24 protein-coding genes are annotated in these 24,757 nt (G+C 67.6%); 17 read left to right on the top strand and 7 right to left on the bottom strand.

Annotation, left to right across the window (positions count from 1 at the left end; all coding sequences use genetic code 11):
* Nucleotides 1-21 precede the first annotated feature (21 nt).
* Nucleotides 22-882, bottom strand: coding sequence for a BON domain-containing protein (locus V5F89_RS02525; protein ID WP_338446692.1), 861 nt, complete (start codon nucleotides 880-882; stop codon nucleotides 22-24).
* 242 nt (nucleotides 883-1,124) lie between these two features.
* On the opposite strand from V5F89_RS02525, the gene V5F89_RS02520 reads away from it, so the two are divergent.
* On the top strand, nucleotides 1,125-3,584 hold the full coding sequence (locus V5F89_RS02520; protein WP_338446691.1) for a ligase-associated DNA damage response DEXH box helicase: 2,460 nt from the start codon (nucleotides 1,125-1,127) through the stop codon (nucleotides 3,582-3,584).
* A 57-nt stretch (nucleotides 3,585-3,641) separates the two neighbouring features.
* On the opposite strand, the gene V5F89_RS02515 is transcribed toward V5F89_RS02520, so the two are convergent.
* The 5 genes from V5F89_RS02515 to V5F89_RS02495 form a co-directional block, all read right to left on the bottom strand.
* Nucleotides 3,642-4,064, bottom strand: a complete 423-nt coding sequence (locus tag V5F89_RS02515; protein WP_338447491.1) for a biopolymer transporter ExbD — start codon at nucleotides 4,062-4,064, stop codon at nucleotides 3,642-3,644.
* A gap of 152 nt (nucleotides 4,065-4,216) precedes the next feature.
* Nucleotides 4,217-4,663 carry a biopolymer transporter ExbD gene (locus V5F89_RS02510; RefSeq protein WP_338446690.1) on the bottom strand — a complete coding sequence of 149 codons (447 nt, stop codon included), beginning with the start codon at nucleotides 4,661-4,663 and terminating at the stop codon, nucleotides 4,217-4,219.
* A gap of 32 nt (nucleotides 4,664-4,695) precedes the next feature.
* Nucleotides 4,696-5,229, bottom strand: coding sequence for a biopolymer transporter ExbD (locus V5F89_RS02505; protein WP_338446689.1), 534 nt, complete (start codon nucleotides 5,227-5,229; stop codon nucleotides 4,696-4,698).
* A gap of 74 nt (nucleotides 5,230-5,303) precedes the next feature.
* Complete coding sequence (locus V5F89_RS02500; protein WP_338446688.1) at nucleotides 5,304-6,107, bottom strand: MotA/TolQ/ExbB proton channel family protein; 804 nt, start codon at nucleotides 6,105-6,107, stop codon at nucleotides 5,304-5,306.
* A gap of 77 nt (nucleotides 6,108-6,184) precedes the next feature.
* Nucleotides 6,185-6,856, bottom strand: coding sequence for an energy transducer TonB (locus V5F89_RS02495; protein WP_338446687.1), 672 nt, complete (start codon nucleotides 6,854-6,856; stop codon nucleotides 6,185-6,187).
* Nucleotides 6,857-7,190: 334 nt separating this feature from the next.
* Here V5F89_RS02495 and V5F89_RS02490 point away from each other — a divergent pair, with 334 nt between their 5' ends.
* Together V5F89_RS02490 and V5F89_RS02485 are read left to right on the top strand one after the other, a co-directional pair.
* Nucleotides 7,191-8,039 (top strand): hypothetical protein, encoded by an 849-nt coding sequence (locus tag V5F89_RS02490; protein ID WP_338446686.1) that lies wholly within the window; start codon nucleotides 7,191-7,193, stop codon nucleotides 8,037-8,039.
* Between the two features lie 89 nt (nucleotides 8,040-8,128).
* Entirely contained in the window at nucleotides 8,129-9,439 is a 1,311-nt protein-coding gene (locus tag V5F89_RS02485) for a homoserine dehydrogenase (protein WP_338446685.1), read from the top strand.
* A gap of 9 nt (nucleotides 9,440-9,448) precedes the next feature.
* On the opposite strand, the gene V5F89_RS02480 is transcribed toward V5F89_RS02485, so the two are convergent.
* Entirely contained in the window at nucleotides 9,449-9,979 is a 531-nt protein-coding gene (locus V5F89_RS02480) for a hypothetical protein (RefSeq protein WP_338446684.1), read from the bottom strand.
* A 57-nt stretch (nucleotides 9,980-10,036) separates the two neighbouring features.
* On the opposite strand from V5F89_RS02480, the gene glpX reads away from it, so the two are divergent.
* The 14 genes from glpX (at nucleotide 10,037) to V5F89_RS02410 (ending at nucleotide 24,742) form a co-directional block, all read left to right on the top strand.
* Nucleotides 10,037-11,020 carry a class II fructose-bisphosphatase gene (gene glpX, locus V5F89_RS02475; RefSeq protein WP_338446683.1) on the top strand — a complete coding sequence of 328 codons (984 nt, stop codon included), beginning with the start codon at nucleotides 10,037-10,039 and terminating at the stop codon, nucleotides 11,018-11,020.
* A 246-nt stretch (nucleotides 11,021-11,266) separates the two neighbouring features.
* The gene (locus V5F89_RS02470) at nucleotides 11,267-12,202 is read left to right on the top strand and encodes a ribose-phosphate pyrophosphokinase (protein WP_338446682.1); all 936 of its coding nucleotides are present in this window, start codon (nucleotides 11,267-11,269) and stop codon (nucleotides 12,200-12,202) included.
* A 10-nt stretch (nucleotides 12,203-12,212) separates the two neighbouring features.
* Nucleotides 12,213-13,001, top strand: coding sequence for a histidinol-phosphatase (gene hisN, locus V5F89_RS02465; RefSeq protein WP_338446681.1), 789 nt, complete (start codon nucleotides 12,213-12,215; stop codon nucleotides 12,999-13,001).
* 56 nt (nucleotides 13,002-13,057) lie between these two features.
* Complete coding sequence (locus V5F89_RS02460) at nucleotides 13,058-15,079, top strand: sulfatase-like hydrolase/transferase (protein WP_338446680.1); 2,022 nt, start codon at nucleotides 13,058-13,060, stop codon at nucleotides 15,077-15,079.
* Nucleotides 15,080-15,227: 148 nt separating this feature from the next.
* The gene (rpmI, locus tag V5F89_RS02455) at nucleotides 15,228-15,431 is read left to right on the top strand and encodes a 50S ribosomal protein L35 (protein ID WP_160733362.1); all 204 of its coding nucleotides are present in this window, start codon (nucleotides 15,228-15,230) and stop codon (nucleotides 15,429-15,431) included.
* A gap of 113 nt (nucleotides 15,432-15,544) precedes the next feature.
* Nucleotides 15,545-15,904 carry a 50S ribosomal protein L20 gene (rplT, locus tag V5F89_RS02450; protein ID WP_338446679.1) on the top strand — a complete coding sequence of 120 codons (360 nt, stop codon included), beginning with the start codon at nucleotides 15,545-15,547 and terminating at the stop codon, nucleotides 15,902-15,904.
* A gap of 150 nt (nucleotides 15,905-16,054) precedes the next feature.
* Nucleotides 16,055-16,948 carry a helix-turn-helix domain-containing protein gene (locus tag V5F89_RS02445; protein ID WP_338446678.1) on the top strand — a complete coding sequence of 298 codons (894 nt, stop codon included), beginning with the start codon at nucleotides 16,055-16,057 and terminating at the stop codon, nucleotides 16,946-16,948.
* A gap of 60 nt (nucleotides 16,949-17,008) precedes the next feature.
* Nucleotides 17,009-18,109, top strand: a complete 1,101-nt coding sequence (gene pheS, locus V5F89_RS02440) for a phenylalanine--tRNA ligase subunit alpha (RefSeq protein WP_338446677.1) — start codon at nucleotides 17,009-17,011, stop codon at nucleotides 18,107-18,109.
* Nucleotides 18,106-20,496: a phenylalanine--tRNA ligase subunit beta gene (gene pheT, locus V5F89_RS02435; RefSeq protein WP_338446676.1), complete on the top strand. Its 2,391-nt coding sequence runs from the start codon at nucleotides 18,106-18,108 to the stop codon at nucleotides 20,494-20,496. Before pheS ends, pheT begins: the two co-directional genes overlap by 4 nt.
* Nucleotides 20,493-21,245, top strand: coding sequence for an SDR family NAD(P)-dependent oxidoreductase (locus tag V5F89_RS02430; protein WP_338446675.1), 753 nt, complete (start codon nucleotides 20,493-20,495; stop codon nucleotides 21,243-21,245). Before pheT ends, V5F89_RS02430 begins: the two co-directional genes overlap by 4 nt.
* Nucleotides 21,246-21,320: 75 nt before the next feature.
* Nucleotides 21,321-22,841: a peptide chain release factor 3 gene (locus tag V5F89_RS02425; RefSeq protein ID WP_338446674.1), complete on the top strand. Its 1,521-nt coding sequence runs from the start codon at nucleotides 21,321-21,323 to the stop codon at nucleotides 22,839-22,841.
* Nucleotides 22,842-22,944: 103 nt separating this feature from the next.
* A complete protein-coding gene (locus tag V5F89_RS02420; RefSeq protein WP_338446673.1) occupies nucleotides 22,945-23,535 on the top strand; it encodes a pyridoxamine 5'-phosphate oxidase family protein in 591 nt (196 codons plus the stop codon).
* A gap of 17 nt (nucleotides 23,536-23,552) precedes the next feature.
* Entirely contained in the window at nucleotides 23,553-24,254 is a 702-nt protein-coding gene (locus tag V5F89_RS02415) for an endonuclease/exonuclease/phosphatase family protein (RefSeq protein ID WP_338446672.1), read from the top strand.
* Between the two features lie 149 nt (nucleotides 24,255-24,403).
* On the top strand, nucleotides 24,404-24,742 hold the full coding sequence (locus tag V5F89_RS02410) for a P-II family nitrogen regulator (RefSeq protein ID WP_338446671.1): 339 nt from the start codon (nucleotides 24,404-24,406) through the stop codon (nucleotides 24,740-24,742).
* Nucleotides 24,743-24,757 lie beyond the last annotated feature (15 nt).

Here is a 24,757-nt window from a genome sequence, read left to right as displayed (position 1 = left end):
CGCAGGCCGCCCGGCAGCGGCTCAGGCGGACCTTTCCTCTTCGTCGCCGTCCGTCCGGTAATCCCGCATGTTCACGCGCAGGTTGTTCTGGACGTGGCCGACGCCGGAGATCAAGTCGGCGCGATCCTCCGCCCGGCGTTTCTCGAACCGGCTGCCGACCGTGCCGTCCAGCGTCACCTCGCCGTCTTTCACACTGACCTGAACGTTGCGCGCATCGAGGTCGCGGTCGTCGGTCAGCGCGTCGCAGACATCTTCGAGGATGCGCTCGTCGGAACGGGTATAGTTCGCCGGGCCGCGTCCGCGATGGTCCATCCGGCGGCGGCGTGCGGCATCCTCGTCGCCGAACCAGCTTGCCACTTCGTCGCCGGCCTTCTCCATGAAGCCGCGATCCTCGTAGCGGTCGGTATAGCCGCGGTGCGGCGCCGCGTCGTAATGCCCCGAGGCATAGTCCGCGGAGAACCCGCCGAGGCCGGGGCCATAGCCGCCCTGGGGCCTGCGCGCGCCGGCGACGAAATCCGCCCCCGCCTGGTCGTTGCCGGTGAAGCTGGCGAACCCGCGTCCTTCGCGCGCTCCGTAGCGTGCCGGGCCGAAGCCGGACTCGTGCCCCGGATGGCTGGGCCGGCCGGGACCGCGCTCGTTCCCGCCGTTGCCGGCATCGCGTCGATGGTCGCGCTCGTAACCGGGGCGATACCCCGCCCGCTCGCCCATCTGGCCGGGGCCGGAATCGCCGTAATAATCCTCGCGATAGCCGTGCTGGCCGTAATCGTCGGCCTCGAACTGGTCGCTCTGGCGGTAATAGCTGTCGCGCTCGCGATAGCGATCCGCGCCCCGATAGGCGGGATCCTCGCGATAACGCGGTCGGTCGTCGTTTCGGTGTGCCATGGTAAAGCTCTCCTGCCTGGTCTGAATCGATAGGTCCCCTGGCGCGAAGAGGCCTGCGGCTCCGCCGCGCCACCCTGTTGCATTCGATCAACGCATGGCGCCGGGCCCCGTTGCGTCGTTCGGCGTGCATGGCGGACGTTCCAGCGCAACCGCGTCGTCGGACGGGGTGCGGGGGAGCGGAACCTTTCCCCGACCGGAGAAATCTGTTGGAGTGACCGCGATGCACCTTGCTTGTCCACGCGATGCCTGACGCGGCGATCCCTCCCGAAATCGAGGCCTGGTTCGCCGCGCGCGACTGGCGGGTGCGGCGGCACCAGGCGGAGATGCTGGCGGCGGCCGACGCGGGCCGTCATGCCATGCTGGTCGCCGATACGGGAGCGGGCAAGACGCTTGCCGGTTTCCTTCCGACACTGGCGGATTTCTGCCCCTCCCGGGCCGGGCAGGGCGTTCCGGCTGCAGGGCTCCACACGCTCTACGTCTCGCCGCTCAAGGCGCTGGCGCACGATGTCCAGCGCAACCTGATGGCGCCGATCGAGGAGATCGGCCTGCCGATCCGGGTCGAAACGCGCAGCGGCGATACTCCGGCGGATCGCAAGCGACGCCAGCGGGGCCGCCCGCCGCACGTTCTGTTGACGACGCCCGAATCGCTGTCGCTGCTGCTCAGCTATCCCGAAAGCATGGAGATGTTCGCGGGCCTGCGGCGCGTGGTCATCGACGAGGTCCATGCCTTCGCCACCGGCAAAAGGGGAGACCTGCTGGCGCTGGCGCTGACCCGGTTGCAGGCCCTGGCCCCGCAGATGCAGCGGGCGGCGCTGTCGGCCACCGTTGCCCGGCCCGAAGCCTATCGCGAATGGCTGGCACCTTGGGGGGAAGTCGAGACGGTCGCCCTGGTCGAGGGCGAACCGGGCGCACCGGCGGACGTCGAGATCCTGCTGCCCGACGAGGAGCGCGTTCCCTGGGGCGGGCACGCCGGGCGCTGGGCCATCCCGCAACTCTACGAGCGGATCCGCCGCAACCGGACCACGCTGATCTTCACCAATACCCGCTTTCTGGCGGAATTCGTCTTCCAGCTCCTGTGGGACGTGAACGAGGACAACCTGCCGATCGGGATCCATCACGGCTCGCTCGCGAAAGAGGCGCGGCGCAAGGTCGAAGGGGCGATGGCGCGGGGCGAGCTGCGCGCGCTGGTCGCGACCGCCAGCCTCGATCTCGGGGTCGACTGGGGCGATATCGACTGTGTGGTGCAGATGGGCGCCCCCAAGGGATCGAGCCGGCTGCTCCAGCGCATCGGCCGCGCGAACCATCGCCTCGACCTGCCGAGCCGGGCGATCCTGGTGCCGGGCAACCGGTTCGAATTTCTCGAGGCGACCGCGGCCAAGGAGGCGGTGGACGAGGGGCAGCGCGACGGCGAGGATTTTCGCCCCGGCGGGCTGGACGTGCTGGCGCAGCACGTAATGGCTTGCGCCTGTGCCGCCCCGTTCGACGAGGCGGCCTTGCTGGCCGAGATCCGGTCCAGCCTTGCCTATGCCTGGCTCGACGAGGAGATTTGGCGCAGGGTGCTCGGTTTCGTCGAGAACGGCGGCTATGCCCTGCGGGCCTACGACCGCTTCCGGCGGATCGTCCGCGACCGGCAGGGGACCTGGCGCCTGGCCCATCCCGAGCAGGCGCAGCGCCACCGGATGAACGCGGGGATCATCGTCGATTCCGAAATGCTCACCGTGCGTTTCCGCAATGGCCGCCAACTCGGGAAAGTGGAGGAGCGGTTTGCCGCCACGCTTTCGCCCGGCGACACGTTCTTCTTCGCGGGCATGAGCCTGGAAGTCGATCAGCTCAAGGACATGGATGTTATCGTAAGGGCGGCAAAAGCCTCGGCCGCGATCCCGTCCTACGGCGGACAGCGCCTGCCCCTGACCACGCACCTGGCCGACCGTGTCCGGGCAATGCTGGTCGATCGCGCCGGCTGGGCGCGCTTTCCCGACGATGTGCGCGAGTGGCTGGAGGTGCAGGACTGGCGCAGCCGCCTGCCGGGGCCGGGGCAGCTGCTGGTCGAAAGTTTCCCCCACGCGCGCAAGCACTACAGCGTCTATTACACGTTCGAAGGGTGGAACGCGAACCAGAGCCTGGGCATGCTCATCACCCGGCGGATGGAGGATCGCGGCCTCGCGCCCGGCGGCTTCGTCGCCAACGACTATTCGCTGGCGGTCTGGGGCCTGAAGCCGGTGGGCGATCCGGCCCCGCTGCTCTCGCCCGATATCCTGGCGCACGAGTTCGTCGACTGGGTGACCGAATCGCACCTGCTACGGCGGGCCTTCCGCGAGGTGGCGGTGATTGCCGGACTGGTCGAGCGGCAGCATCCCGGCAAGCGCAAGACGGGCAAGCAAGTGACGTTTTCGACCGATCTCATCTACGATGTCCTGCGCAAGTACGAGCCGGGCCATGTCCTGCTCGAAGCGGCCTGGGCCGATGCGCGCGCCCGCCTGACCGATGTCGGCAGGCTGGCCGACCTGCTCGAACGGTCGGCCGAGCAACTGGTCCACGTCGAACTGGATCGTGTCAGCCCGCTCGCCGTGCCGGTGATGACCATGATCGGCCGCGAGGCGATGCCGCAGGGTGCGGTGGACGAAGAACTGCTGATCGAGGCCGAAACCCTCGCCGCCGAGGCCATGCGCGTCGATCCGGTCGCCGAAGAACGCGGAGCCTAACGTCGTTTCAGCATGGCTGCAGCGGGACGGCGCGTCACAATGGAAACGGCTCCAGCTTCAGCGCTGAGCGAGGGTGCGGTATTTCTCGTTGCCGACGAAGCCGAAGCGCGAAACCCCCGACATCTGGATCAAGCGCAAGGTGCGTGCCGAAACCCGATAGCTGGCACGTGCCGCGGGCTCGAACTGGAGTTCCGGCTCCACCGCCATCGCGCGCGTCGCGGCCAGTTGTCGCTCGTCCACCCCGGTTCCGTTCCAGGACAGGCGATCGCTCGCATCGATCGAAAGCTTGTTCCTGATCGGATCGGTGGGTGGGCAGTCGCTGCATTCGCGCGGCAGGTCGATCTCCACCGAATGCGTGGCGACCGGGATCGTGATCACGAACATGATCAGGAGGACCAGCATGACATCGATGAGCGGTGTCGTGTTGATCTCTCCTATCGGGGCACTGTCGACCGGCGTTGCGGCTCTACCCTCTGCGATCTTTACGACAGGATATCATCACATCGCCGGAACGCCAAACCGGCGGGGCGCAGCCAGGCGAGCCGAAGGCCCGTGGACGCGAAAAAATGGGGGCACGAAAAAGGGGGCGGATCGCTCCGCCCCCTTTCCCGATTTCGTGCGATGCTGGCGCGTCAGGCGCCGGCGGGCTTGCCGAAAGTCCGGTACTTCTCGTTGCCGACGAAGCCGAACTTGCTGACGCCCGACCCCTTGATGATGTTGAGCACTTTCACCGACAGGTCGTAGCTGGCGTACTGCTCGGGCTCGAACTGCAGTTCGGGTTCGGGGTCGATCGTCTTGCTGATCTCCAGATTGCGGACCAGCTCGCTCTGATCGATCGAATCGCCGTTCCACAGGATTTCGCCGGCCTGAGTGATGACGATCTTGTTCTTGATCGGATCGATCTGGTCTTCTGGCGGCGGATTGGGGTTGGGTGCCGGAAGGTCGATGTCGACCGAGTGGGTCGCCACCGGAATCGTGATGATGAACATGATGAGGAGCACGAGCATGACGTCGATCAGCGGCGTCGTGTTCATTTCCATCATCGGTGAGCCGTCGTCGCGGCCGCCTGACATTGCCATGGTGGGCTACTCCTGAATCCTGTCCTTGCCGATCAACCGTTCGGATCGACCGGGTTGGAGATGAAACCGACGGTCGGATAGCCGGCCGCCTGCACGTTATAGATCGTGCCGGCTATGCACTGCCAGGGGGCGTTCACGTCGCCCCGGATGTGCACTTGCGGAATCTTGTCGGGGTCGTCCATGATCGCTTCGGCACCGCCGGCGCGCTGGACGATCGCATCGAGCCGCTCGAACGCCCGGTCGTAAAGTTCCTGCGAATCCACCGGAGTCGTGTTGCCGAAGTACACGCGGCATTCGCCTTCGCGCGAGGCCCCTTCGAACCCGGGTTCGCCAGCGCTGCGCCCGGCGGCGTCGGTCGTGCTGACCGTGAGCTGCAGGTTCTCGACCTTGTCCTTCGATTCGGTCGATTCGAACACCGGGATGCGCAGCTTCTCGATCGTCTGGATCGCGACCGGAACCGCGATCAGGAAGATGATCAGGAGCACCAGCATCACGTCCACCAGCGGCGTGGTGTTGATGTCCGACATCGGCGTTTCCTGACCGCCGCCTCCCATCGAAATCGCCATGGCTATATCCTATCCAACTATTCCATTTGCCTGCGTCGCCGGGCCGAAATGTCCGGCCCGGCGTCACGGCGCAATCAGCGCTTCGGCGCGGTGGTTGTGGTCGTTCCGGCCGGCTTTGCCGCCGGCGCGGTGGCTGCGGCCTTGCCGGCCTGCTGCGTCGAAGGCTTGGTCAGCACGGTCGGCTTCACCGCGCCCTTCGAGTTGATATTGGCCAGCAGATCGGTCGAGAAGCCCGAGAGCAGCTCGGCGATGCGCTTGTTGCGGCTCTGCAGCCAGTTGTAGGCGAGCACAGCCGGAACGGCGACGAGAAGGCCGATGGCGGTCATGATCAGAGCCTCGCCGACCGGGCCGGCGACCTTGTCGATCGAGGCCGAACCGGCGATGCCGATGTTGATCAGCGCGCGATAGATGCCGATGACGGTACCGAGAAGACCGACGAACGGTGCGGTCGCCCCGACCGTCGCGAGGAACGGCAGGCCGCCGGCCAGCTTGGAATTGATGGTCGCTTCCGAGCGGGCGAGCGAACCGTGCAGCCAGTCGTGCGCCTCGAGGCTGTCGGTCATCTTGGTGTGCGCTTCTTCGGCGGCGAGACCGTCGTCGACGAGCTGGCGCCACGCACTGTTCTTTTCGAGCTTGGTCGCGCCTTCGCGCAGCGTTCCCGCCTTCCAGAAGTGCGTCCGCACGTCCTTGTACTGGCTGAAAATCTTCTGCTGCTCGAGCAGCTTGGTAATGAGGATGTAGAACGATCCGACCGACATGATCACCAGCACGCCGAAGATCGACCAGGCGATCACGCCGCCCTGGTTCATGGCTTCCATGAAGCCGAAGGAGTTCTGCGGAGCAGCTTCACCCGCCGCGGCAAGAAGTTCGATAAGCATTGCGAAAGTCCTCTCAGAAAGAAGCGAATTGGGAAGGAGTTACCATGGGGCGCGCGGGGCGCGCCCCATGGGAATTGCTAGTTCGGGATCTGCCAGCGGACGGTGCTCGAGTACGAGCCGACAACTTCGTTGCCGTTGCCGTCGGTTGCCGGACGGAACCGCGCGCGGCGCTGAACCAGGTCGCACGTCGCATCCTTGAGCTCCTGCGGCGCGGAACCGCCGGTGATCGAGCAGGATTCGACCCGCCCGTTGGTCCCGACGCGCAAGGTGAACGAGGCCGTGCCGCTGTACTCGCGGTTGATCCAGCTGCTGCGGTAATCCGAATCGGTCAGCCATCTGCCAGGGTTGTTCCGCGGTTCCGGCGACTTGGGCTGGACGCGCGGCGGCGGCGGGGGTGGCGGCGGAGCCGGCGGAGCCGGCGGCGGCACGCGCAGAACGGGCGGAGCCGGCGGCGGAATCGTCGGCTGCGTCCGGATCGGCGGCGGAGCCGGCGCGATGTTGATCGGCGGGGGCGGAGCAACCGGCGGCGGCGGGGCCGTGTCGGGCTCGGGCGGCGGTGGCGGTTCGTCTTCCGGTTCGGGGGGCGGCGGTTCCTCGATATCGACCGTCGTCACACGCTCCACCACCTGGGACACCGCCTCGTAGGCAAGCCCGGTGATCAGCGCATACCCGACCAGAACATGGATGATCGCCACTATGATCAGGGCGACAACCCGGTTTCCGCTCATCTGTTGGTCAGCGTAAGCCATTCAGTCGCGTCACTCCATCGTCTCTCGCCGGCGTAGACCCGGCGACTCTCCTCACGACAAGCCAAACCCTTGCCAGAGGGCAATCCCAATTGTCCACCCTGCCGGCGCTACGGCGACGCGTAGGCCAATCGGACCCAGGCGCCGCTTCGGCCAGCATGGGCCCGTCCGTGACACTTATCGTATCGTTGCCTCGGACTGGCGCGTTCATTAGCTTCGATACCCGGGGTGCGCAAACGCTTTATCGGTTAACCGCCGATTCAGGCGGCAAGCCTTGGAACGCCCGAGATGGCAAACGGTTCACGAAATGGCGATCCGGCATCAGAATGGATTACTCATGACCCATACCCGATCTCTCAATACGTTCTGCGTCGCGATCGCCGGGGGCTTCGCACTTGCCTGCTCCTCCCCGGCCCTCGCCCAGCCGGCTGCGCCGATCGGCGTCGGCCCGACATACGCCGATCTTGCCGATCTCGCCGATCCGGCCGAACTGGTGATCCGCGCCGAGGTTCGCCGGCAGGCGCGGCTCAAGCCGGAGCGCGCGCCCAACGTCCGGCCGGGATACGGGCGCCTCTATATCGAGGCGCGGACCGTTTCGCTGATCGCCGGGAGCGCCCCGATCGGGGAATCGATTCGCTATCTGGTCGACGTGCCGCTCGATGCGGACGGCGATCCGCCCAAGCTGAAAAAGCAGCAGGTCGTCCTTTTCGCCCGCGCGCGCGGGCGCCCGGGGGAAATCCAGCTGATCGCGCCAACCGCGCAACTGCGCTGGAGCGAACCGCTCGAAGCCCGGCTGCGTCCGATTCTGGCGGAGCTTGCCGCGCCCGATGCGCCGCCTTCGGTCACCGGGGTGCGTGAAATCCTGTCGATGCGAGGCAATCTCGCAGGTGAATCGGAGACGCAGATGTTCCTCGAGACGGAGGGCGAGGGGCCTGTCTCCGTCACCGTGGTTCGACGGCCCAACATGGCCCCCGTATGGGGCGTTTCCTGGACCGAGATCGTCGACCAGGCCGCCCGCCCGCCCGCCCGCAACACGCTCGCCTGGTATCGGATAGCCTGCTTCCTGCCGCGCGAATTGCCGAGCGAAGCCAATATCGCGCGGGATCCCGCATCCCGAAGCCAGGCGGAAGAGGATTTCGCTTTCGTGCGGCAGAGCCTCGGCCCCTGCCGCCGCAACCGCAGCTAGCGCCGTCCCAAGCGAATCTGGCTCCCATGCCGCGCACGGGCGCGTTAGGGGCGCGGGCATGAAACCCGCCAAACGAACCGACCGCTCCGATGGCTGAGCCGCTGCGAATCGCCCTTGCCGGGCTCGGCACCGTCGGGGCAGGCGTCATCCGCCTGCTCGATACCAATGCCGCACTGCTGCGTGCCCGCGCCGGACGCGAGTTGCAGATCGTGGCGGTCAGCGCACGCGATCGCGACAAGGACCGGGGCGTCGAACTGGCGCGCTTCGACTGGCACGACGACATGGCCGAAATGGCCGCGCGCGACGATGTCGATGTCGTGGTCGAACTCGTCGGCGGTGCGGACGGCCCGGCGCTGACGCTCGCCCGCGGCGCGCTCGGCGCGGGCAAGGCGCTGGTCACGGCGAACAAGGCCATGATCGCCCATCATGGCCAGGCGCTGTCCGAAATGGCCGAGAAGGGCGGCATTGCCCTCAAGTTCGAAGCGGCGGTCGCCGGCGGCATCCCCGTGGTCAAGGCGCTGCGCGAAGGCACTGCGGCCAACGCGATCGAGCGCATTTACGGGATTCTCAACGGCACTTCGAACTACATCCTCTCGACAATGGAGACGAGCGGCGCGGACTTCGGCGAGACGCTGGCGGAGGCGCAGCGGCAGGGCTTCGCCGAAGCCGATCCTGCGTTCGATATCGAGGGCACCGACGCCGCGCACAAGCTGGCCATCCTCGCTGCGATCGGCTTCGGCGCGCGCGTCGATTTCGCCGGAGTCGAGTGCGAGGGGATCGCGTGCATCCGGGCCGAGGACATCGCCCGCGCCGACACCCTGGGCTATGTCGTCCGGCTGATCGGCATGGCCGACCTGGAGCGGGGCGACGACGGCTCATGCGCATTGTTGCAGCGGGTCAAGCCGTGCCTGGTGCCCAAAGGGCATCCGCTCGCGCATGTCACCGGCGCGACCAACGCAGTCGTTGCCGAAGGCAATTTCTCCGGCCGCCTGCTGTTCCAGGGCGCAGGCGCCGGGGCCGGGCCGACTGCCAGCGCGGTGGTTGCCGACCTGATCGATATCGCGCGCGGGGAAATCGGCGCGCCGTTCTCGATCCCCTCGGCCGAAATGGTGCCGATGGCGCGTGCCGAAGCCGGGCATCGCACGGGCCGCAGCTATCTGCGCTTTACCGTCGCCGACCGGCCGGGCGTGCTGGCCGAGCTGACCGCCGCGATGCGCGATGCGGGCGTTTCGATCGAAAGCCTGATCCAGCAGGGCAGGCAGGAAGAGGGCGGCGAAGTCCTGGTGGCCATGGTCGCGCACGAGGGGCCGGAGCGCAACGTTGCCCGCGCGCTCGATCTCCTGCGCGATTCGGACAGCCTGACCGCGCCGCCGCTGTCGATGCAGATCCTCGAAGGCTGATCGGCAGGTTCAGTCGGGCGTTTCGGTTGCCCCGTCGCCCACCTCGGGTTCGGTCGATTCGGGCGTGAATTCGCCGTCGTACCCGCGCGGCGCCAGGCCGCGCGCGGCGCGCTCCGCGTCCGAACCGGGAGGCGCTTCGGGCAATTCCTCGAAATCGACCATATAGGCCGGCGGCGCCGGGCAGGGCGGGATCAGGCAAAGCCCGGAAACGCTCGCCGGACCGCGGAAAATTCCCGGCCCGGCGACATCGGGGGCCTGCGGGTTGCCCTTGTTCATCGTCGCCGCGGCATATTCGTCCTCGGCATCTTCGTCGGACCGTATGCGGAACTGCGATTGCTCTTCCAGCCGCGCGCAGACCACGATCTCGTTGCCTTCGGGCTGCTTGCAGTCGGGTTGCGGAGGCGAGGGCGGAGGCGGCCCATAAGTCTCGCGCGCAGCCTCGAAGGCTTCGTCCACGGGATCGGGGCCGGTATCCTGCGCAGGCAGGGGCGCCGCCCAGGCAGCCCCGGCGAGGGCCAGCGTCAGGTGTATTCTCGACATTCCCGCTCCCGGTGGCTAAGCGCCGCCTTCAAGCACTCCCGGGGGACTGAATCCAGTATGAACACCGACCTTCCACCCGCCGGCTCGCAGCTCGATCGGGTGCTCGTGCTCGAACTCGTCCGGGTCACCGAAGCCGCCGCCATCGCGGCGAGCGAGCTGATCGGACGGGGCGATGAAAAGGCCGCCGACGCCGCCGCGGTGGAAGCGATGCGCAAGGCTTTCGACCAGCTCGAAATCGACGGCACCGTTGTGATCGGCGAGGGCGAGCGCGACGAGGCGCCGATGCTCTATATCGGCGAGAAAGTCGGCGGTGCGCCGGGCCGGGGGCCGCGAATCGACATCGCGCTCGATCCGCTGGAAGGCACCACGATCACCGCCAAGGCCGGTCCCAACGCGCTGGCCGTTCTGGCGGCTGCGGAAGAAGGCTGCCTGCTCAACGCGCCCGACACCTATATGGACAAGCTGGCTGTGGGTCCCGGCTATCCCGAGGGGATCATCGATCTCGCCAGGAGCCCGAGCGACAACGTGCGCGCAGTGGCGGAGGCCAAGGGGGTCGAGCCGGGCGAGATCATCGTCTGCGTGCTCGACCGGCCGCGCCATGCGGAACTGATTGCCGAGCTGCGCTCGCTCGGCTGCGGGGTCGTGCTGATCGGCGACGGCGACGTCGCGGGCGTGATCGCGACGACCGATCCCGATACCACGATCGACATGTACATGGGCCAGGGCGGCGCACCCGAAGGCGTGCTCGCCGCGGCGGCGCTGCGCTGTGTCGGCGGGCAGTTCAACGGTCGTCTCGTTTTCCGCAACGAGGACGAGAAAGCGCGCGCGCGCAAGTGGGGGATCGAGGATCTCGACCGGATCTACAAGCTGGAGGACCTCGCGAAAGGCGATTGCATCTTCGCGGCGACCGGCGTCACTCCGGGTTCGCTGCTCGACGGGGTCAAGCGCCTGCGCGGCGGACGCATGACGACCGAAAGCGTCGTCATGCGCGCCAGCAGCGGCACCGTGCGCTGGATCAAGGGCGAGCACCGGCTTTCCTAGATCCTCCCTGTTTTCGCCGAAGGCGCAAACGGGGAGGGGGACCGCGAGCCGCGCAAGCGGCTCGTGGTGGAGGGGCCTGCGCTCCGGTTCCCCTCCGTCACCCGCCTGCGGCGGGCGCCACCTCCCCATTTGTGCTTTGCAAAAATGGGGAGGATTTGAGCCCCACCCCCTGTTGCAATCGCGTGACTCCCGGCTAAGCGGGGCGAAGCCGATTCCCGCCGCAGCAACCGAAGGGCACCCCTCGTCATGAAGATCATGTCCGGCAATTCGAACCTGCCGCTCGCCCGCGCGATTGCGGCCTATCTCGAGCTGCCGCTGACCGACGCCAGCGTCCGCCGCTTCGCCGACGAGGAGGTCTTCGTCGAGATTCACGAGAACGTGCGCGGCGAGGACGTCTTCTTGATCCAGCCGACCAGCTTCCCGGCCAACGACAACCTGATGGAACTGCTGATCTGCATCGACGCGCTGAAGCGCGCCTCGGCCAAGCGGATCACCGCGGTCGTGCCCTATTTCGGCTATGCCCGGCAGGACCGCAAACCCGGCCCGCGCACGCCGATTTCGGCCAAGCTGGTGGCCAACCTGGTCACCCAGGCGGGGGCCGACCGCGTCCTCGCGGTCGATCTCCATGCCGGGCAGATCCAGGGCTTCTTCGATATCCCGACCGACAACCTCTACGCCGCGCCGGTGATGGCCGCCGATATCCAGGCGCGTTACGGGGAGCGGGACCTGATGGTCGTCTCGCCCGACGTCGGGGGCGTCGTGCGCGCGCGCGCGCTGGCCAAACGGCTCGACAACGCGCCGCTCGCCATCGTCGACAAGCGCCGCGACCGGCCGGGCGAGAGCGAGGTCATGAACATTATCGGCGAGGTCAAGGGGCGCCACTGCATCATGATCGACGACATCGTCGATTCGGGCGGCACGCTGTGCAACGCCGCGCAGGCGCTGCTCGACCAGGGCGCGAGTTCGGTTGCGGCCTATATCACCCACGGCGTCCTGTCGGGCGGCGCGGTGGCGCGGGTCGACGGGTCGATGCTGACCGAGCTGGTCATTACCGACAGCATCCGCCCGACCGACGCGGCGCAGGACAGCGACAAGATTCGCATCCTCACCATCGCCCCGCTGATCGGCGAGGCGGTTCGCCGCATCGCCGACGAAAGCTCGGTATCGAGCCTGTTCGACTGAGCTGGCGGCAATGCCAAGCCCTGCCGATCTTGCCCTCGCCAACCGGTTGGCGGACGCCGCCGGCGAAGCGATCCGCCCGCTGTTCCGCGGCGAATGGGCGGAGGAGCGCAAGGCCGATTCGACTTTCGTGACCGAGGCCGACCGCGCGGCCGAAGCGGCAATGCGCGCGATTATCGAAAGCGAGCTGCCCGACGACGGGATCATCGGGGAGGAGTACGGCAATCGCAATCCCGGCGCGGCGCGGCAATGGGTGCTCGATCCGATCGACGGGACGATCAGCTTCATCGCGGGGCGGCCGATTTTCGGCACGCTGATCGCGCTGATGGAAGACGGCTGGCCGGTCATCGGCGTGATCGATCAGCCGGTGCTGCGCGAACGCTGGGCCGCGCGGGTCGGCGAAGGGACGACTTTCAACGGCAGGCCCGCCCGCACTGCGCCGTGTCCCGACCTTGCCGGGGCCGTGCTCGGAACGACGAGCCCCCACTGCTTTTCCGGCGAGCAGGTCGACGGTTTCATGGGACTGGCCGGCAAAGTCGCCGAACGCAAGATCGTCTATGGCGGGGATTGTTACAGCTACGGTCTGGTCGCGTCGGGCCATATGGATATCGTGTGCGAGGCGGGGCTCAAGCTGCACGATTTCGCCGCGCTCATCCCGATCGTGGAAGGCGCAGGCGGCACGATGTGCGACTGGCAGGGGGAGCCGCTGAACGCGAATTCCACCGGCGAAGTCATCGCCCTGGGCGATCCCGCCCGCCTGGAGGACGTGCTCGAGGCGATGGCCGGGCACGATCACGGTTAGCAGGATGATAACCCTGCCGCGCTAACGCCGCTCGCTGCGAAAGAACGGGGACGGCGATGGCAACTGCCGCGGCACAGGTCGGGATCGACGAATCCCTTTCCGGCGATGCGGGCCGCCGCCTGTCGGCACGTCTGCTTGCGCTCGTGCCGATTGCGGTGGTGCTGGCCGCTTCTGCCATCGAGCTGGCGCTGGCCGACCGCAAATACGGGCTGTTCACCGGCGGGTTCGGACAATCGCGTGCGGTGGATACGGCGAGCGAGCTGGCACAGTTTGCGATCGGCTATGCACTCGCCCAGGCAGTCGTTGCAGTGGCCGGCTGGCTGCTGGCGGTGCGGCTGGCGCGCGGTCGGCCGAGCTGGACCGCCGCCTATGTCTTCGCTCTCGTCAACGGCGTTGGTTTCTGCCTCCTGCTCGCGGCGCAGTATCAGCTCCATTCCTATTTCAGCGACACGGTGAATTTCGCGCTGCTCGGCAAGCTGGGCGGGGGCAGCCTGGCCGATGCGCTGCTGTTTGCCGCGAGCGAGATCGGGATCGCGCTTGCCGGGCTGGGCGCGCTCCTGCTGGGGGCCTGGGCGGTCTGGCGGTTTGCCCTGCGCATCCTCCCGGTCGACATGCCGCGGCCCCGCCGGCCCCGCCGGCCCCGCACGGTCACGCAGCTGGCCCTGGCCGGCGCCTTCCTGGTCGCCGCCCAGGGCCTCTTCGCGATCCGTTCCGACGCGGCGTTCGGGCTCGATCGCACGCTCGCCTGGTCGGCGCTGACCGCGATGCTCGACCGCGCGACCGATTTCGACCGCGACGGCTACGGCCTGTTCGCCGTCCAGCGCGACAGCGCGCCGTTCGACGCCGCGCGCCATCCGCTCGCGCTCGACATCCCGGGCAACGGGATCGACGAGGATGGCTACGGCGGCGATCTTGCGCTCGTTCCGCTGGCAACGCCGCTCGGGCCGCAGGTCTTCGCCGGGCGCCGTCCGCACGTCGTCGTCGTGGTCATGGAATCGATGCGCGGAGATGTTCTCGGCAAACGGGTGAACGGCAAACCGGTCGCGCCCAATCTGGAGGCGCTGGCCGCAGCGGGCAGCGTGGCCGGCCCGGCCTACAGCCACGTCGGCTTCACCACCGAAAGCCTGAAATCGCTGTTTTCCGGCCAGCTGGCACCGCAAGCGGGCGACCCCTCGCTGTTCCGCGACCTGAAGGCCAGCGGCTATCGCATCGGCGTCTTCTCCGGCCAGCCGGAAGATTTCGGCGGCATTTCGCAGACGGTGGGAATGCGTCCAAGCGCCGATACCTATGTGGATGCCGAGCTGCTGCGCGAAAAGCGCGCGTTCGACTTCGCGGCCAAGGGCAGCCTGCTGGTCGACGAAAGCCACCTCCTCGCGGCCTTCGATCGCACGCTGGGCGCGGACGATTGGCAGGCGGCGCCGCATTTCGTCTATTTCAATTTTCAGACCCCTCACTTCCCCTACCACCATCGCGACGTGCCCGGGCGCCTGGTCGACGAACCGATTGCGCGCGGGGCGATCGGAGCGGACCGGGCGGAGGACGTCCAGGCGACGTACTGGAACGCGGTGGCCCACGCCGATGCCTGGCTGGGCGAAGTCGTGGCGCGGCTGAAGGCCAAGGGGGTATGGGACGATACCGTTCTGATCGTTTCCGGCGATCATGGGGAGGACTTGTTCGAAGACGGTTTCCTCGGCCACGGGCATGTGATCAACGGCCGCCAGTTCGGCACGGTTCTGGTCGCCAATCGGCCGGACATGCTCCCGCCGGGCCCGGTGGGGCTGGCCGACTATCGCGCGATCCTGTCGGCGGCGATCCGGGGCGAGGCGCCGTCCGCGCCGGCCGTGCCGCCGTTCCTGCATATCGGGCCGCTCGCGGCCCCGACCGCGATCGGGCTTGCAGGGCCCGACGGGGCGCTTACCAGCCTGCGGCTCGATACCGGGGAGGCGTGCGTTGTCGAGCGCGGCGAATGCGCACTCTACAGTGCGCTCGAAGGTGCCGGAAGGGAGCGGGTCGAAGCGTTGATCGCCCGCTGGGGCTCCGAACGCTGGCGCGCGCATCGGCGCGCCGCGGCCGACTGACCGCGCGCGCCACGGCAAAGCCGAATCGCTTGCCTTTTGCCGAAATCGGCACTAGTGGCGCGCGCTTCACCGACACGCAGATATCTGCCGGTCTGGCCGAAAGGGCTGCCAGGGCTGGCTGGACGTGTTTCTGAAACAGGAGACGAAAATGCCCAAACTGAAGACCAAGAGCGGCGTCAAGAAGCGTTTCAAGCTCACCGCCACCGGCAAGGTCAAGCACGGGGTCGCCGGCAAGCGCCACCGCCTGATCAGCCACAATGCCAAATACATCCGCCAGAACCGCGGCACCACCGTCCTGTCCGAAGCGGACACCAAGACGGTGAAGAAGTGGGCCCCCTACGGCCTCGACTGACAGCCGAGCGGCTCCAGCCCGCTCCCCCGCTCGTCCGACCGGATCATGTCCGGGGAGGATCCGGGCGGAAGGCGGGGGAGCGGGCCGGCACCGCATCTCTGAAAGGATAAGACATGCCTCGCATCAAACGCGGCGTTACCACGCGCCAGAAGCACAAGCGGATTCTCGACCAGGCCAAGGGCTATCGCGGTCGCCGCAAGAACACCATCCGCATCGCCCGCCAGGCGGTCGAGAAGGCCGGGCAATATGCCTACCGCGACCGCAAGGTGAAGAAGCGCAACTTCCGCGCCCTGTGGATCCAGCGCATCAATGCGGCCGTCCGGGCCGAGGGCCTGACGTATTCGCAGTTCATGCACGGCGCCAAGCTCGCCGGGATCGAACTGGACCGGAAGGTCATGGCCGACCTGGCGATGAACGAAGGCGGCGCTTTCAAGACGATTATCGCCCAGGCGAAGAAGGCGCTTCCCGCCTGACGCGGACCTGCGCGCACGCAAGTGCCTGAAAGGGCGCGGGAGGCAAGCGCTTCCCGCGCCCTTTTGCCGTGCGGCCCGCATGGCGGGCGGACGCTTTGCCAAGGCGGCGGTTTTGCGGTATTCTGCGCCCCGGGGGAAATTGCACGGGACATGCCTGTCGTGGCTTCGGCGCAATGCGATATTGCGGTGCGTTTCCATGCGCCGCCTGCCGATCTGGCACGGTTCTTCACGACATTCTATCGCGTCGAGATTGTCGTGCCGGGCGGCCGGCGCGTGGCCGACGCGCTGCAACCCGAATGGGGCAACCTGCGATTTTTCACAGGCGATCTTCCGGTGAGCCGCTCGTCGGGCGGCGATCTGGTCGAGAATGCGGATTTCGTGGCGACGGGGCCGAGCAGCGGGCCGCTCGACTTCACGCTCGGCAACACGCGGCTATGGGGGATCGGTCTCCTTCCGCTCGGCTGGACGACGTTCGTCGGGCAGCCGGCGCACCTCCTGGCCAATCGCGTTTTCGACGGGCGCGCCGAGCCCGCCTTCGCCGCCTTCGTGCCGCTGGCGGACGATCTTACCGGAGAGGCCGACCGCGCGCATGACGAATACGAACGGCTGGTCCGGTTCTTTCGCCACGATGCGCCCCGACATGACCCTGAGGACCCGCGCATAGCCGCGATCCATGCCATGCTGCTCGACGACGATATCGGCGATGTCGCCGCGATGGCGCGCCGGGCCGGGCTGACCACGCGCACGCTGGAGCGGCTGACCCGGCGGGCTTTCGGATTTCCGCCCAAGCTGCTGCTGCGGCGGCAGCGCTTCATGCGCAGTCTGAGCGCTTTCATGCTCGACCCGAAGGCGAACTGGAGCGGCTCGATCGACGGCCGCTATTACGATCAGTCCCACTTCGTTCGCGATTGCCACCGCTTCCTGGGCGTGACGCCGAGCGAATATGCGGCGATGGACCATCCGGTCATGGCCAGTTTCGTGCGCGAACGGCATCGTCTTTACGGCAGCGCGGTGCAGACGCTCGACCGGCCTTCCGCCGCCTGAGCGGCGGCACACCACATGCGCTTTGCCTTGCCGGCGATTTGGCGCTAGCGGGCCGGGGCCATGAACGAACTGCAGACCCGCAAGGACGAAGCGCTCGCCGCGATCGATGCCGCCGACACCGCCGAAGCGGTCGAGGCTCTGCGCGTCGAGGCGCTGGGCAAGCAGGGCTGGATCAGCCAGCTGCTCAAGACGCTGGGCGCGATGACGCCCGAGGAACGGCAGGCGCGCGCGCCCGCAATCCAGGCGGCGCGCGGTGAAGTCGCCGACGCCATCGCCGCGCGCAAGCAGGCGCTCGAGGCCGCCGCGCTCGAACGGCGGCTGGCGTCCGAGACGCTCGACCTGACGCTGCCGGCGCCGGAAACACCGACCGGCTCGGTCCATCCGGTCAGCCAGGTGATGGACGAGCTGGCGGAAATCTTTGCCGATCTCGGCTTCTCGGTCGCGACCGGGCCTGAGATCGAGGACGACTGGCACAATTTCACCGCGCTCAACATGGCCGAAACGCATCCGGCGCGCGCGATGCACGACACGTTCTATTTCCCCGACCGCGATGCCGGGGGGAACCGGATGCTGCTGCGCACCCACACTTCGCCGGTGCAGATCCGGTCGATGGTGAAAGACGGTGCGCCGATCCGCATTATCGCACCCGGCCGCGTCTATCGCAGCGACAGCGATGCGACCCACACCCCGATGTTCCACCAGATCGAAGGGCTGGCGATCGACCGCGATATCCACCTGGGCCATCTCAAGTGGACGCTGGAAACCTTCCTCAAAGCCTTTTTCGAGCGCGACGACATCGTCCTGCGCCTGCGCCCCAGCTATTTCCCCTTCACCGAGCCTTCGGTCGAAGTCGACGTCGGCTGGCAGGACGTGAACGGCCGGCGCGTGCTTGGCGGCGATGGCGACGCGCCGGGCCACGGGTGGATGGAACTGCTCGGCAGCGGCATGGTCAATGCCCGCGTCATTGCCTGCGCGGGGCTCGATCCCGCAGAGTGGCAGGGCTTCGCCTTCGGCCTGGGGGTCGATCGGCTTGCCATGCTCAAATACGGGATGGACGACTTGCGCGCCTTTTTCGATGGCGACGGGCGCTGGCTGGCGCACTACGGCTTTTCGCCGTTCGACCAGCCGACCCTTTCCGGCGGTGTGGGGGCGCGGGCATGAAGTTCTCGCTCGAATGGCTGCATGATTTCCTCGAAACCGATGCCTCGGTGGCCGAGATTGCCGCCGCGCTGAACGCGATCGGGCACGAGGTCGAGGGGATCGAGGACCCGGCCGAAAGGCTCGCCGGCTTCCGCGTGGCCGAAGTGCTCGACGCCGCCCCGCACCCGGATGCGGACAAGCTCCAGGTCCTGTCCGTCTCGACAGGGGAGGGCGAAACGCTACAGATCGTCTGCGGCGCGCCCAATGCGCGCGCCGGGATGAAGGGCGTGCTCGGCCTGCCCGGCGCGGTCGTCCCGGCCAACGGGATGCGGCTGCGCAAGAGTGCGATCCGCGGCGTCGAATCGAACGGCATGATGTGTTCGGTGCGCGAGCTGGAGCTGGGCGACGAGCACAGCGGGATCATCGAGCTGCCCGGCGACGCGCCGGTCGGCGCCGATTTCGCCGCCTATCATGGGGCCAGTCCGGTGTTCGACGTGGCGATCACCCCCAACCGGCCCGATTGCATGGGCGTTATGGGTGTCGCCCGCGATCTGGCCGCGGCGGGCCTTGGCACGTTCCGCATGCCGGCGACCGGTCCCGTCGCGGGCAAGGGGGCCTGCCCGATCGAGATCCGCATCGACGACCCCGAGGGGTGCCCGGCGTTCCATGGCCGTGTCATCAGAGGCGTAACCAACGGCAGTTCTCCCGAATGGATGCAGCGCCGCCTGCTCGCCGCGGGCCAGCGGCCGATCGGCGCGATCGTCGATGCCACGAATTACCTCATGCTCGCCTATGGCCGTCCGGCGCACGCCTACGACCTCGGCAAGCTGACCGGAGCGATGGTCGCGCGGCGCGCCCGGGCCGGCGAGCAGGTGCTGGCGCTCAACGAGAAGACCTACACCCTCGACGAAACGATGACCGTGATCGCCGACGAGGCCGGGGTTCACGACATCGCCGGGATCATGGGCGGGGAACACTCGGGGGTCACGGCCGGGACGACCGACATCCTGCTCGAAATCGCCTATTTCGACCCGGAGCGCATCGGGGTGACCGGGCGCAAGCTGGGCCTTGCGAGCGATGCGCGGACCCGGTTCGAACGCGGGGTCGATCCCGCCTTTCTCGACGAAGGGCTGGCCATTCTGACCGACATCATCGTGCAGACCTGCGGCGGGGAGCCGAGCGAGGCGGTCCGCGCCGGATCGCCGCCTGCCGGGCCGAAGATCGTGGCTTTCGATCCCGATCTGACCCGGCGCCTGGGCGGGGTCGAAATCGACAGCGAGGAACAGCGTCGCATCCTGCACGCGCTCGATTTCTCGGTCGGGGACGACTGGCAGGTCGCATGTCCTGCGCGCCGCCACGATATCGAGGGGCCGGCCGATCTGGTCGAGGAAGTCGTGCGGATCCACGGTCTCGACAAAGTGAAGAGCGTGGCGCTGCCGAGCGCGGAAGGCGTCGCCCGGCCGACTGCCACCCCGCTCCAGCAGCTCGAACGCAAGCTGCGCCGCAGTGCCGCCGCGCGCGGTCTGAACGAGGCGGTGACCTGGTCCTTCCTTCCGGTTGCCGAGGCCGAACATTTCGCCGACGACGCGCCGCTGTGGGTGCTGGAGAACCCGATCAGCGAGGATATGAAGGTCATGCGGCCCTCGCTCCTGCCCGGGTTGATTGCGGCGGCCAAGCGCAATGCCGATCGCGGTGCATCGGGCAGCCGTCTGTTCGAGATCGGCCGCCGCTATTTCCGCGGCGCGAAGGGCGCGAGCGATGAAAGGCCGACGCTCGGGCTTGTGCTCGCGGGGGAGAAGGCCGCTCGCGGATGGGCCAGCGGCAAGGCGCAGGGCTTCGACGCGTTCGATGCCAAGGCAGAGGCTTTGGCCCTGCTCGAAGCGGCCGGGGCGCCGGTCGCGAACCTGATGGTCATGGGAGAGGCGGGATCGCAGTTCCATCCCGGCCAGTCGGCCACGCTTCGCCTGGGGCCGAAGAACGTGCTCGCCCGGTTCGGCGCGCTGCACCCGAACACGCTGAAGGCTTTCGACATCGAAGGGCCGGTGGTCGCGGCGGAACTGTTCCTCGACGCGATTCCTGCGCGCAAGGCCTCGGCCGGGTTCGCCCGCCCGGCCTATGCCCCGCCGGCGCTGCAGCCGGTGACGCGCGATTTCGCCTTCCTCGTCCCGGCAGATCTTGCCGCCGGCGATCTGGTGCGCGCCGTGCGCGGGGCGGACAAGGCCGCGATCGTCGATGCGCGGGTGTTCGACGTCTTCACCGGCCAGGGCGTCGACGAAGGGCGCAAGTCGGTGGCGGTGGAAGTCGTCCTCCAGCCGGGAGACAAGAGCTTCACCGACACCGAGATCAAGGCCATATCCGACAGGATCGTCGCTTCAGCGGGAAAACTGGGAGCGGAGTTGAGAGCATGAGCAGAACGGCACTCGTCACGGGGGCAACCGCCGGCATCGGCGAGGCTTGCGTGCGCAACCTCGTCGCCAGCGGCTGGCGCTGCATCGCCACCGGGCGGCGCGCGGAGCGGCTGGAAGCGCTGGTGGCCGATCTCGGCGCCGACAATGTTCACGCCGCGGTTTTCGACGTGCGCGATACGGCCGCGCGCGACGCGGCGCTCGACAACCTGCCCCAGGCGTTCGCGAGGATCGATCTGCTGGTCAACAACGCCGGGCTGGCGCTGGGCACCGCGCCGGCGCAGGAAGCGAACCTGGACGACTGGAAAACGATGATCGAAACCAATGTGACCGCGCTGGTTTCGCTGACGCACAAGCTCCTGCCGGGCTTGGTCGAGCGCAAGGGGGCGGTGATCAACATCGCCTCGGTCGCGGCGACTTATCCCTACCCCGGCGGCAACGTCTACGGCGGGACCAAGGCGTTCGTGCGCCAGTTCACGCTGGGCCTGCGCAGCGACCTCCACGGAACCGGCGTGCGAGTGACCTCGATCGAGCCGGGAATGGTCGAGACCGAGTTCACGCTGGTGCGCACCGGCGGGAACCGGGAAGCGCACGAACGGCTCTACGGCGGCGCGCAGCCGATGACGGCGGGCGACATCGCCGAAACGGTGCGCTGGGTGGCGGAGCTTCCGCCGCACCTCAACATCAACACGCTCGAGCTGATGCCCGTGAGCCAGAGCTACGCCGGCTTCCAGGTCGCGCGCGAGGGCTGATCCCGGCCAGCGCGCGGCGGCCCCGGGCGCATCTTCGGTGGACGAAAGAGCGCGCTGCGGCTAGGCGCGCCGGCCATGTCCAATCGCCGTACGTTCGCGATCATTTCGCACCCCGACGCGGGCAAGACCACGCTGACCGAGAAGCTCCTGCTGCAAGGCGGGGCGATCCACCTTGCCGGCGAGGTGAAGGCGCGGGGCGCGGCCCGGCGCGCGCGATCGGACTGGATGAAGATCGAGCAGCAGCGCGGCATCTCGGTCACGTCGAGCGTGATGACGTTCGAGAAGGACGGGATCACCTTCAACCTGCTCGACACGCCGGGGCACGAGGATTTCTCCGAAGACACCTATCGCACGCTGACCGCGGTCGATTCGGCGATCATGGTGATCGACGCCGCCAAGGGTATCGAGCCGCAGACGCGCAAGCTGTTCGAAGTCTGCCGCCTGCGTTCGGTCCCGATCATCACTTTCGTCAACAAGGTCGACCGCGAGGGGCGCCCCATCTTCGAGACGCTGGACGAAGTCGCCGATGCCCTCGCGCTCGACGTTTCGCCGCAGAGCGCGCCGCTGGGCATGGGCGGCCTGTTCACCGGCGTGCTCGATTTCGCGAGCGGAACGGTGGCCCGCCCCGAAGGCGACAGCCGCGAGTACCGCGGCAAGCGCGATGCGCCGGGCGACCTGCCCGAAGACCTGGCGGAGGAAATCGAGCTGACCCGGATCGGCTATCCCGAATTCGACCTGGAGGCCTATCGCAACGGCGACCTGACGCCGGTGTTCTTCGGCTCGGCGCTCAAGAACTTCGGGGTCGAGGAACTGATCGCGGCGATCGCCCGCTGGGCACCGCCGCCGCGTCCGCAGCCGGCAGGCGAGGAGCAGGTCACGCCCGACCGCGACGAGGTCACCGGCTTCATCTTCAAGGTCCAGGCCAATATGGACCCGAACCACCGCGACCGCATCGCCTTCATGCGCCAGGTTTCGGGCACCTTCAAACGGGGGATGAAGCTGACGCCCAGCGGCCTGGGCAAGCCGATCGCGATCCATTCCCCGATCCTGTTCATGGCGCAGGACCGCGAGCTGGCCGATACCGCGCAGGCCGGCGACATCATCGGCATTCCCAACCACGGCACGCTGCGCGTGGGCGATACGCTGAGCGAGAAGAATCAGATTCGCTTCACCGGCCTGCCCAATTTCGCGCCCGAGATCCTGCGCCGGGTGGTCCTGCGCGATCCGACCAAGACCAAGCAGCTCAGGAAGGCGCTCGACGACCTGAGCGAAGAAGGCGTGATCCAGGTCTTCTATCCCGAAATCGGCGGGCAGTGGATCGTCGGCGTGGTCGGGCAATTGCAGCTCGACGTGCTCGTTTCGCGGCTGGAGGCGGAATACAAGGTCGAGGCGGTGCTGGAACCCTCGCCCTTCGCGACCGCGCGCTGGCTGGCCGGCGACGCGAAAGCGATGGACGAGTTCGAAAGCTTCAATCGTGCGAACCTTGCCCGCGACCGCGACGGCGATCTTGTGTTCATGGCGAAGAGCGCGTGGGACGTGAACTATCAGCAGGAAAAGAACCCGGAACTGACGTTTTCGGCGACCAAGGAACGCTAGATTCGTCGTCTGCAAGGCCGGTGCCGTGTCGATGAAGACGACGCCAGCCCCTGACGGGCGGTGCAGGGGTGACGGCACAGGGAAGGTGCGATAGATCGCCCACATGGCCGACTTCACCGAAACGCTCACCGATGCCCATATCGCGATGATCGCGAAGCAGCCGGTGTTCTTCGTCGCCACTGCGGCGGAGGGGGCACGGATCAACCTCAGCCCCAAGGGGCTCGATTCGTTTCGCGTGCTTTCGCCCGACCGGGTCGGCTATCTCGACCTGGGCGGTTCGGGCAACGAGACCAATGCGCACCTGCTGGCCGACGATAACGGCAAGGGAGGGCGGATCACGGTCATGTTCTGCAATTTCGAGCAGCCTGCGCTGATCCTGCGCATCTATGGCCGCGGCCGCCCGGTGCTGCCCGCCGATCCCGAGTGGGACGAACTGGCCGCCCGCTTCACGCTGATGCCGGGCACGCGCCAGATCTTCGACATCGCGGTCGAAAGCGTGCAGACGAGCTGCGGCTGGGGCGTGCCGCTGATGGCATTCGAAAAGCCGCGCCCGACGCTGATCAAATATCACGCCCAGGCCGATCCGCGGACATGGGCGGAGAAGACCGGCCGCCGCACGCGCAGCATCGACGGCCTGCCGACGCGGCCGACCGACCGCTACATCGCGGGCGAGCCCGGCACCGACCGGGCCTGAGGATCGGTCGCCCCCGCGTGCAGCTGACTTTCGCGAGCTACAATATCCACAAGGCGGTCGGGCTCGACCGGCGGCGCGATCCCGACCGGATCATCGCGGTGCTGCGCGAGATCGACGCGGATATCGTCGCCTTGCAGGAAGTCGACCGGCGGATCGGCGAGCGCGCGAGCGTGCTGTCGCGCGCGGCGCTCGACGATACGCCGTGGAAGCCGGTGGCGCTTGCGCGGCGACCGCGCAGCCTGGGCTGGCACGGCAACGCCATCCTCGTGCGGCGCGGCTACGACGTGCTGGAGGCCGAGCCGCTCGATCTGCCGACGCTCGAACCGCGCGGGGCGGTGCGGGCCGACCTCGACTGCCACGGGCGCAGGGTGCGGGTGATCGGCACGCATCTCGACCTGTCGGGCCTGCGGCGGCGCGATCAGGTCAAGGCGATCCTGACGCACGATGCGCAATGCGAACCCGCCTGCCCGGCAGTCCTGATGGGCGATTTCAACCAGTGGGGCACGCGCACCGGGGCAATGCGCGAGTTCGGGGCGGGATGGCAGGTGCTCGATCCGGGGCGCAGCTTCCCCAGCCGCCGCCCGGTGGCGCGTTTCGACCGGATCGTCGCATCGCACCACTGGTCCGCGCGTGAGGAAGGCGTGCACCATAGCAGGCTGGCTGCCCAGGCCTCCGACCATCTGCCGGTCTGGGCGCGACTGGAGATGCCTGAAAAATAGGCACTGCCTAACAAACAATCATCATATTCGCTGTCCGGGAAACGGCCTGCCGCTGCCCGGTCCTGGAAAGACAGGAAATTTCTCTTCTGGCACGACCCTTGCAGACTTTGCGAGGCCGGGGGGTTCCGGCGACGAACCAGGGGGGATCGATGAAATTCATCATCGCCATCATCAAACCGTTCAAGCTCGACGAGGTGCGCGAGGCGCTGGCGGGTGTCGGCGTGGCCGGGATGACCGTTTCGGAAGTCAAGGGATTCGGGCGGCAGAAAGGGCAGACCGAGATCTATCGCGGTGCCGAGTACTCCACCAACATGCTGCCCAAGGTGAAGCTGGAAATCGCCACCAGCGACGACCTGGCGCCGCAAGTGGTCGAAACGATTACGCAGACCGCCAGCACCGAAAGCATCGGCGATGGCAAGGTCTTCGTTTTCGATCTCGCCGAGGCGACGCGCATCCGCACCGGCGAGACGGGGGACACTGCGCTGTGAGCGCGGGACAAGAGA

The organism is Pelagerythrobacter marensis, from assembly GCF_036700095.1.
GTDB classification, from domain to species: Bacteria; Pseudomonadota; Alphaproteobacteria; order Sphingomonadales; family Sphingomonadaceae; genus Pelagerythrobacter; species Pelagerythrobacter marensis_A.
The sequence above is the reverse complement of the archived record's forward strand: the minus strand, read 5'-3'. Positions and strand labels throughout refer to the sequence as shown.

Excerpts from the sequence above, each read along its gene's own strand:
- V5F89_RS02525 (WP_338446692.1), bottom strand. The coding sequence starts at position 882 with ATGGCACACCGAAACGACGACCGACCGCGTTATCGCGAGGATCCCGCC.
- V5F89_RS02520 (WP_338446691.1), top strand. The coding sequence starts at position 1,125 with ATGCCTGACGCGGCGATCCCTCCCGAAATCGAGGCCTGGTTCGCCGCG.
- V5F89_RS02510 (WP_338446690.1), bottom strand. The coding sequence starts at position 4,663 with ATGGCAATGTCAGGCGGCCGCGACGACGGCTCACCGATGATGGAAATG.
- V5F89_RS02505 (WP_338446689.1), bottom strand. The coding sequence starts at position 5,229 with ATGGCGATTTCGATGGGAGGCGGCGGTCAGGAAACGCCGATGTCGGAC.
- V5F89_RS02500 (WP_338446688.1), bottom strand. The coding sequence starts at position 6,107 with ATGCTTATCGAACTTCTTGCCGCGGCGGGTGAAGCTGCTCCGCAGAAC.
- V5F89_RS02495 (WP_338446687.1), bottom strand. The coding sequence starts at position 6,856 with ATGGCTTACGCTGACCAACAGATGAGCGGAAACCGGGTTGTCGCCCTG.
- V5F89_RS02490 (WP_338446686.1), top strand. The coding sequence starts at position 7,191 with ATGACCCATACCCGATCTCTCAATACGTTCTGCGTCGCGATCGCCGGG.
- V5F89_RS02485 (WP_338446685.1), top strand. The coding sequence starts at position 8,129 with ATGGCTGAGCCGCTGCGAATCGCCCTTGCCGGGCTCGGCACCGTCGGG.
- V5F89_RS02480 (WP_338446684.1), bottom strand. The coding sequence starts at position 9,979 with ATGTCGAGAATACACCTGACGCTGGCCCTCGCCGGGGCTGCCTGGGCG.
- glpX (WP_338446683.1), top strand. The coding sequence starts at position 10,037 with ATGAACACCGACCTTCCACCCGCCGGCTCGCAGCTCGATCGGGTGCTC.
- V5F89_RS02470 (WP_338446682.1), top strand. The coding sequence starts at position 11,267 with ATGAAGATCATGTCCGGCAATTCGAACCTGCCGCTCGCCCGCGCGATT.
- hisN (WP_338446681.1), top strand. The coding sequence starts at position 12,213 with ATGCCAAGCCCTGCCGATCTTGCCCTCGCCAACCGGTTGGCGGACGCC.
- V5F89_RS02460 (WP_338446680.1), top strand. The coding sequence starts at position 13,058 with ATGGCAACTGCCGCGGCACAGGTCGGGATCGACGAATCCCTTTCCGGC.
- rpmI (WP_160733362.1), top strand. The coding sequence starts at position 15,228 with ATGCCCAAACTGAAGACCAAGAGCGGCGTCAAGAAGCGTTTCAAGCTC.
- rplT (WP_338446679.1), top strand. The coding sequence starts at position 15,545 with ATGCCTCGCATCAAACGCGGCGTTACCACGCGCCAGAAGCACAAGCGG.
- V5F89_RS02445 (WP_338446678.1), top strand. The coding sequence starts at position 16,055 with ATGCCTGTCGTGGCTTCGGCGCAATGCGATATTGCGGTGCGTTTCCAT.
- pheS (WP_338446677.1), top strand. The coding sequence starts at position 17,009 with ATGAACGAACTGCAGACCCGCAAGGACGAAGCGCTCGCCGCGATCGAT.
- pheT (WP_338446676.1), top strand. The coding sequence starts at position 18,106 with ATGAAGTTCTCGCTCGAATGGCTGCATGATTTCCTCGAAACCGATGCC.
- V5F89_RS02430 (WP_338446675.1), top strand. The coding sequence starts at position 20,493 with ATGAGCAGAACGGCACTCGTCACGGGGGCAACCGCCGGCATCGGCGAG.
- V5F89_RS02425 (WP_338446674.1), top strand. The coding sequence starts at position 21,321 with ATGTCCAATCGCCGTACGTTCGCGATCATTTCGCACCCCGACGCGGGC.
- V5F89_RS02420 (WP_338446673.1), top strand. The coding sequence starts at position 22,945 with ATGGCCGACTTCACCGAAACGCTCACCGATGCCCATATCGCGATGATC.
- V5F89_RS02410 (WP_338446671.1), top strand. The coding sequence starts at position 24,404 with ATGAAATTCATCATCGCCATCATCAAACCGTTCAAGCTCGACGAGGTG.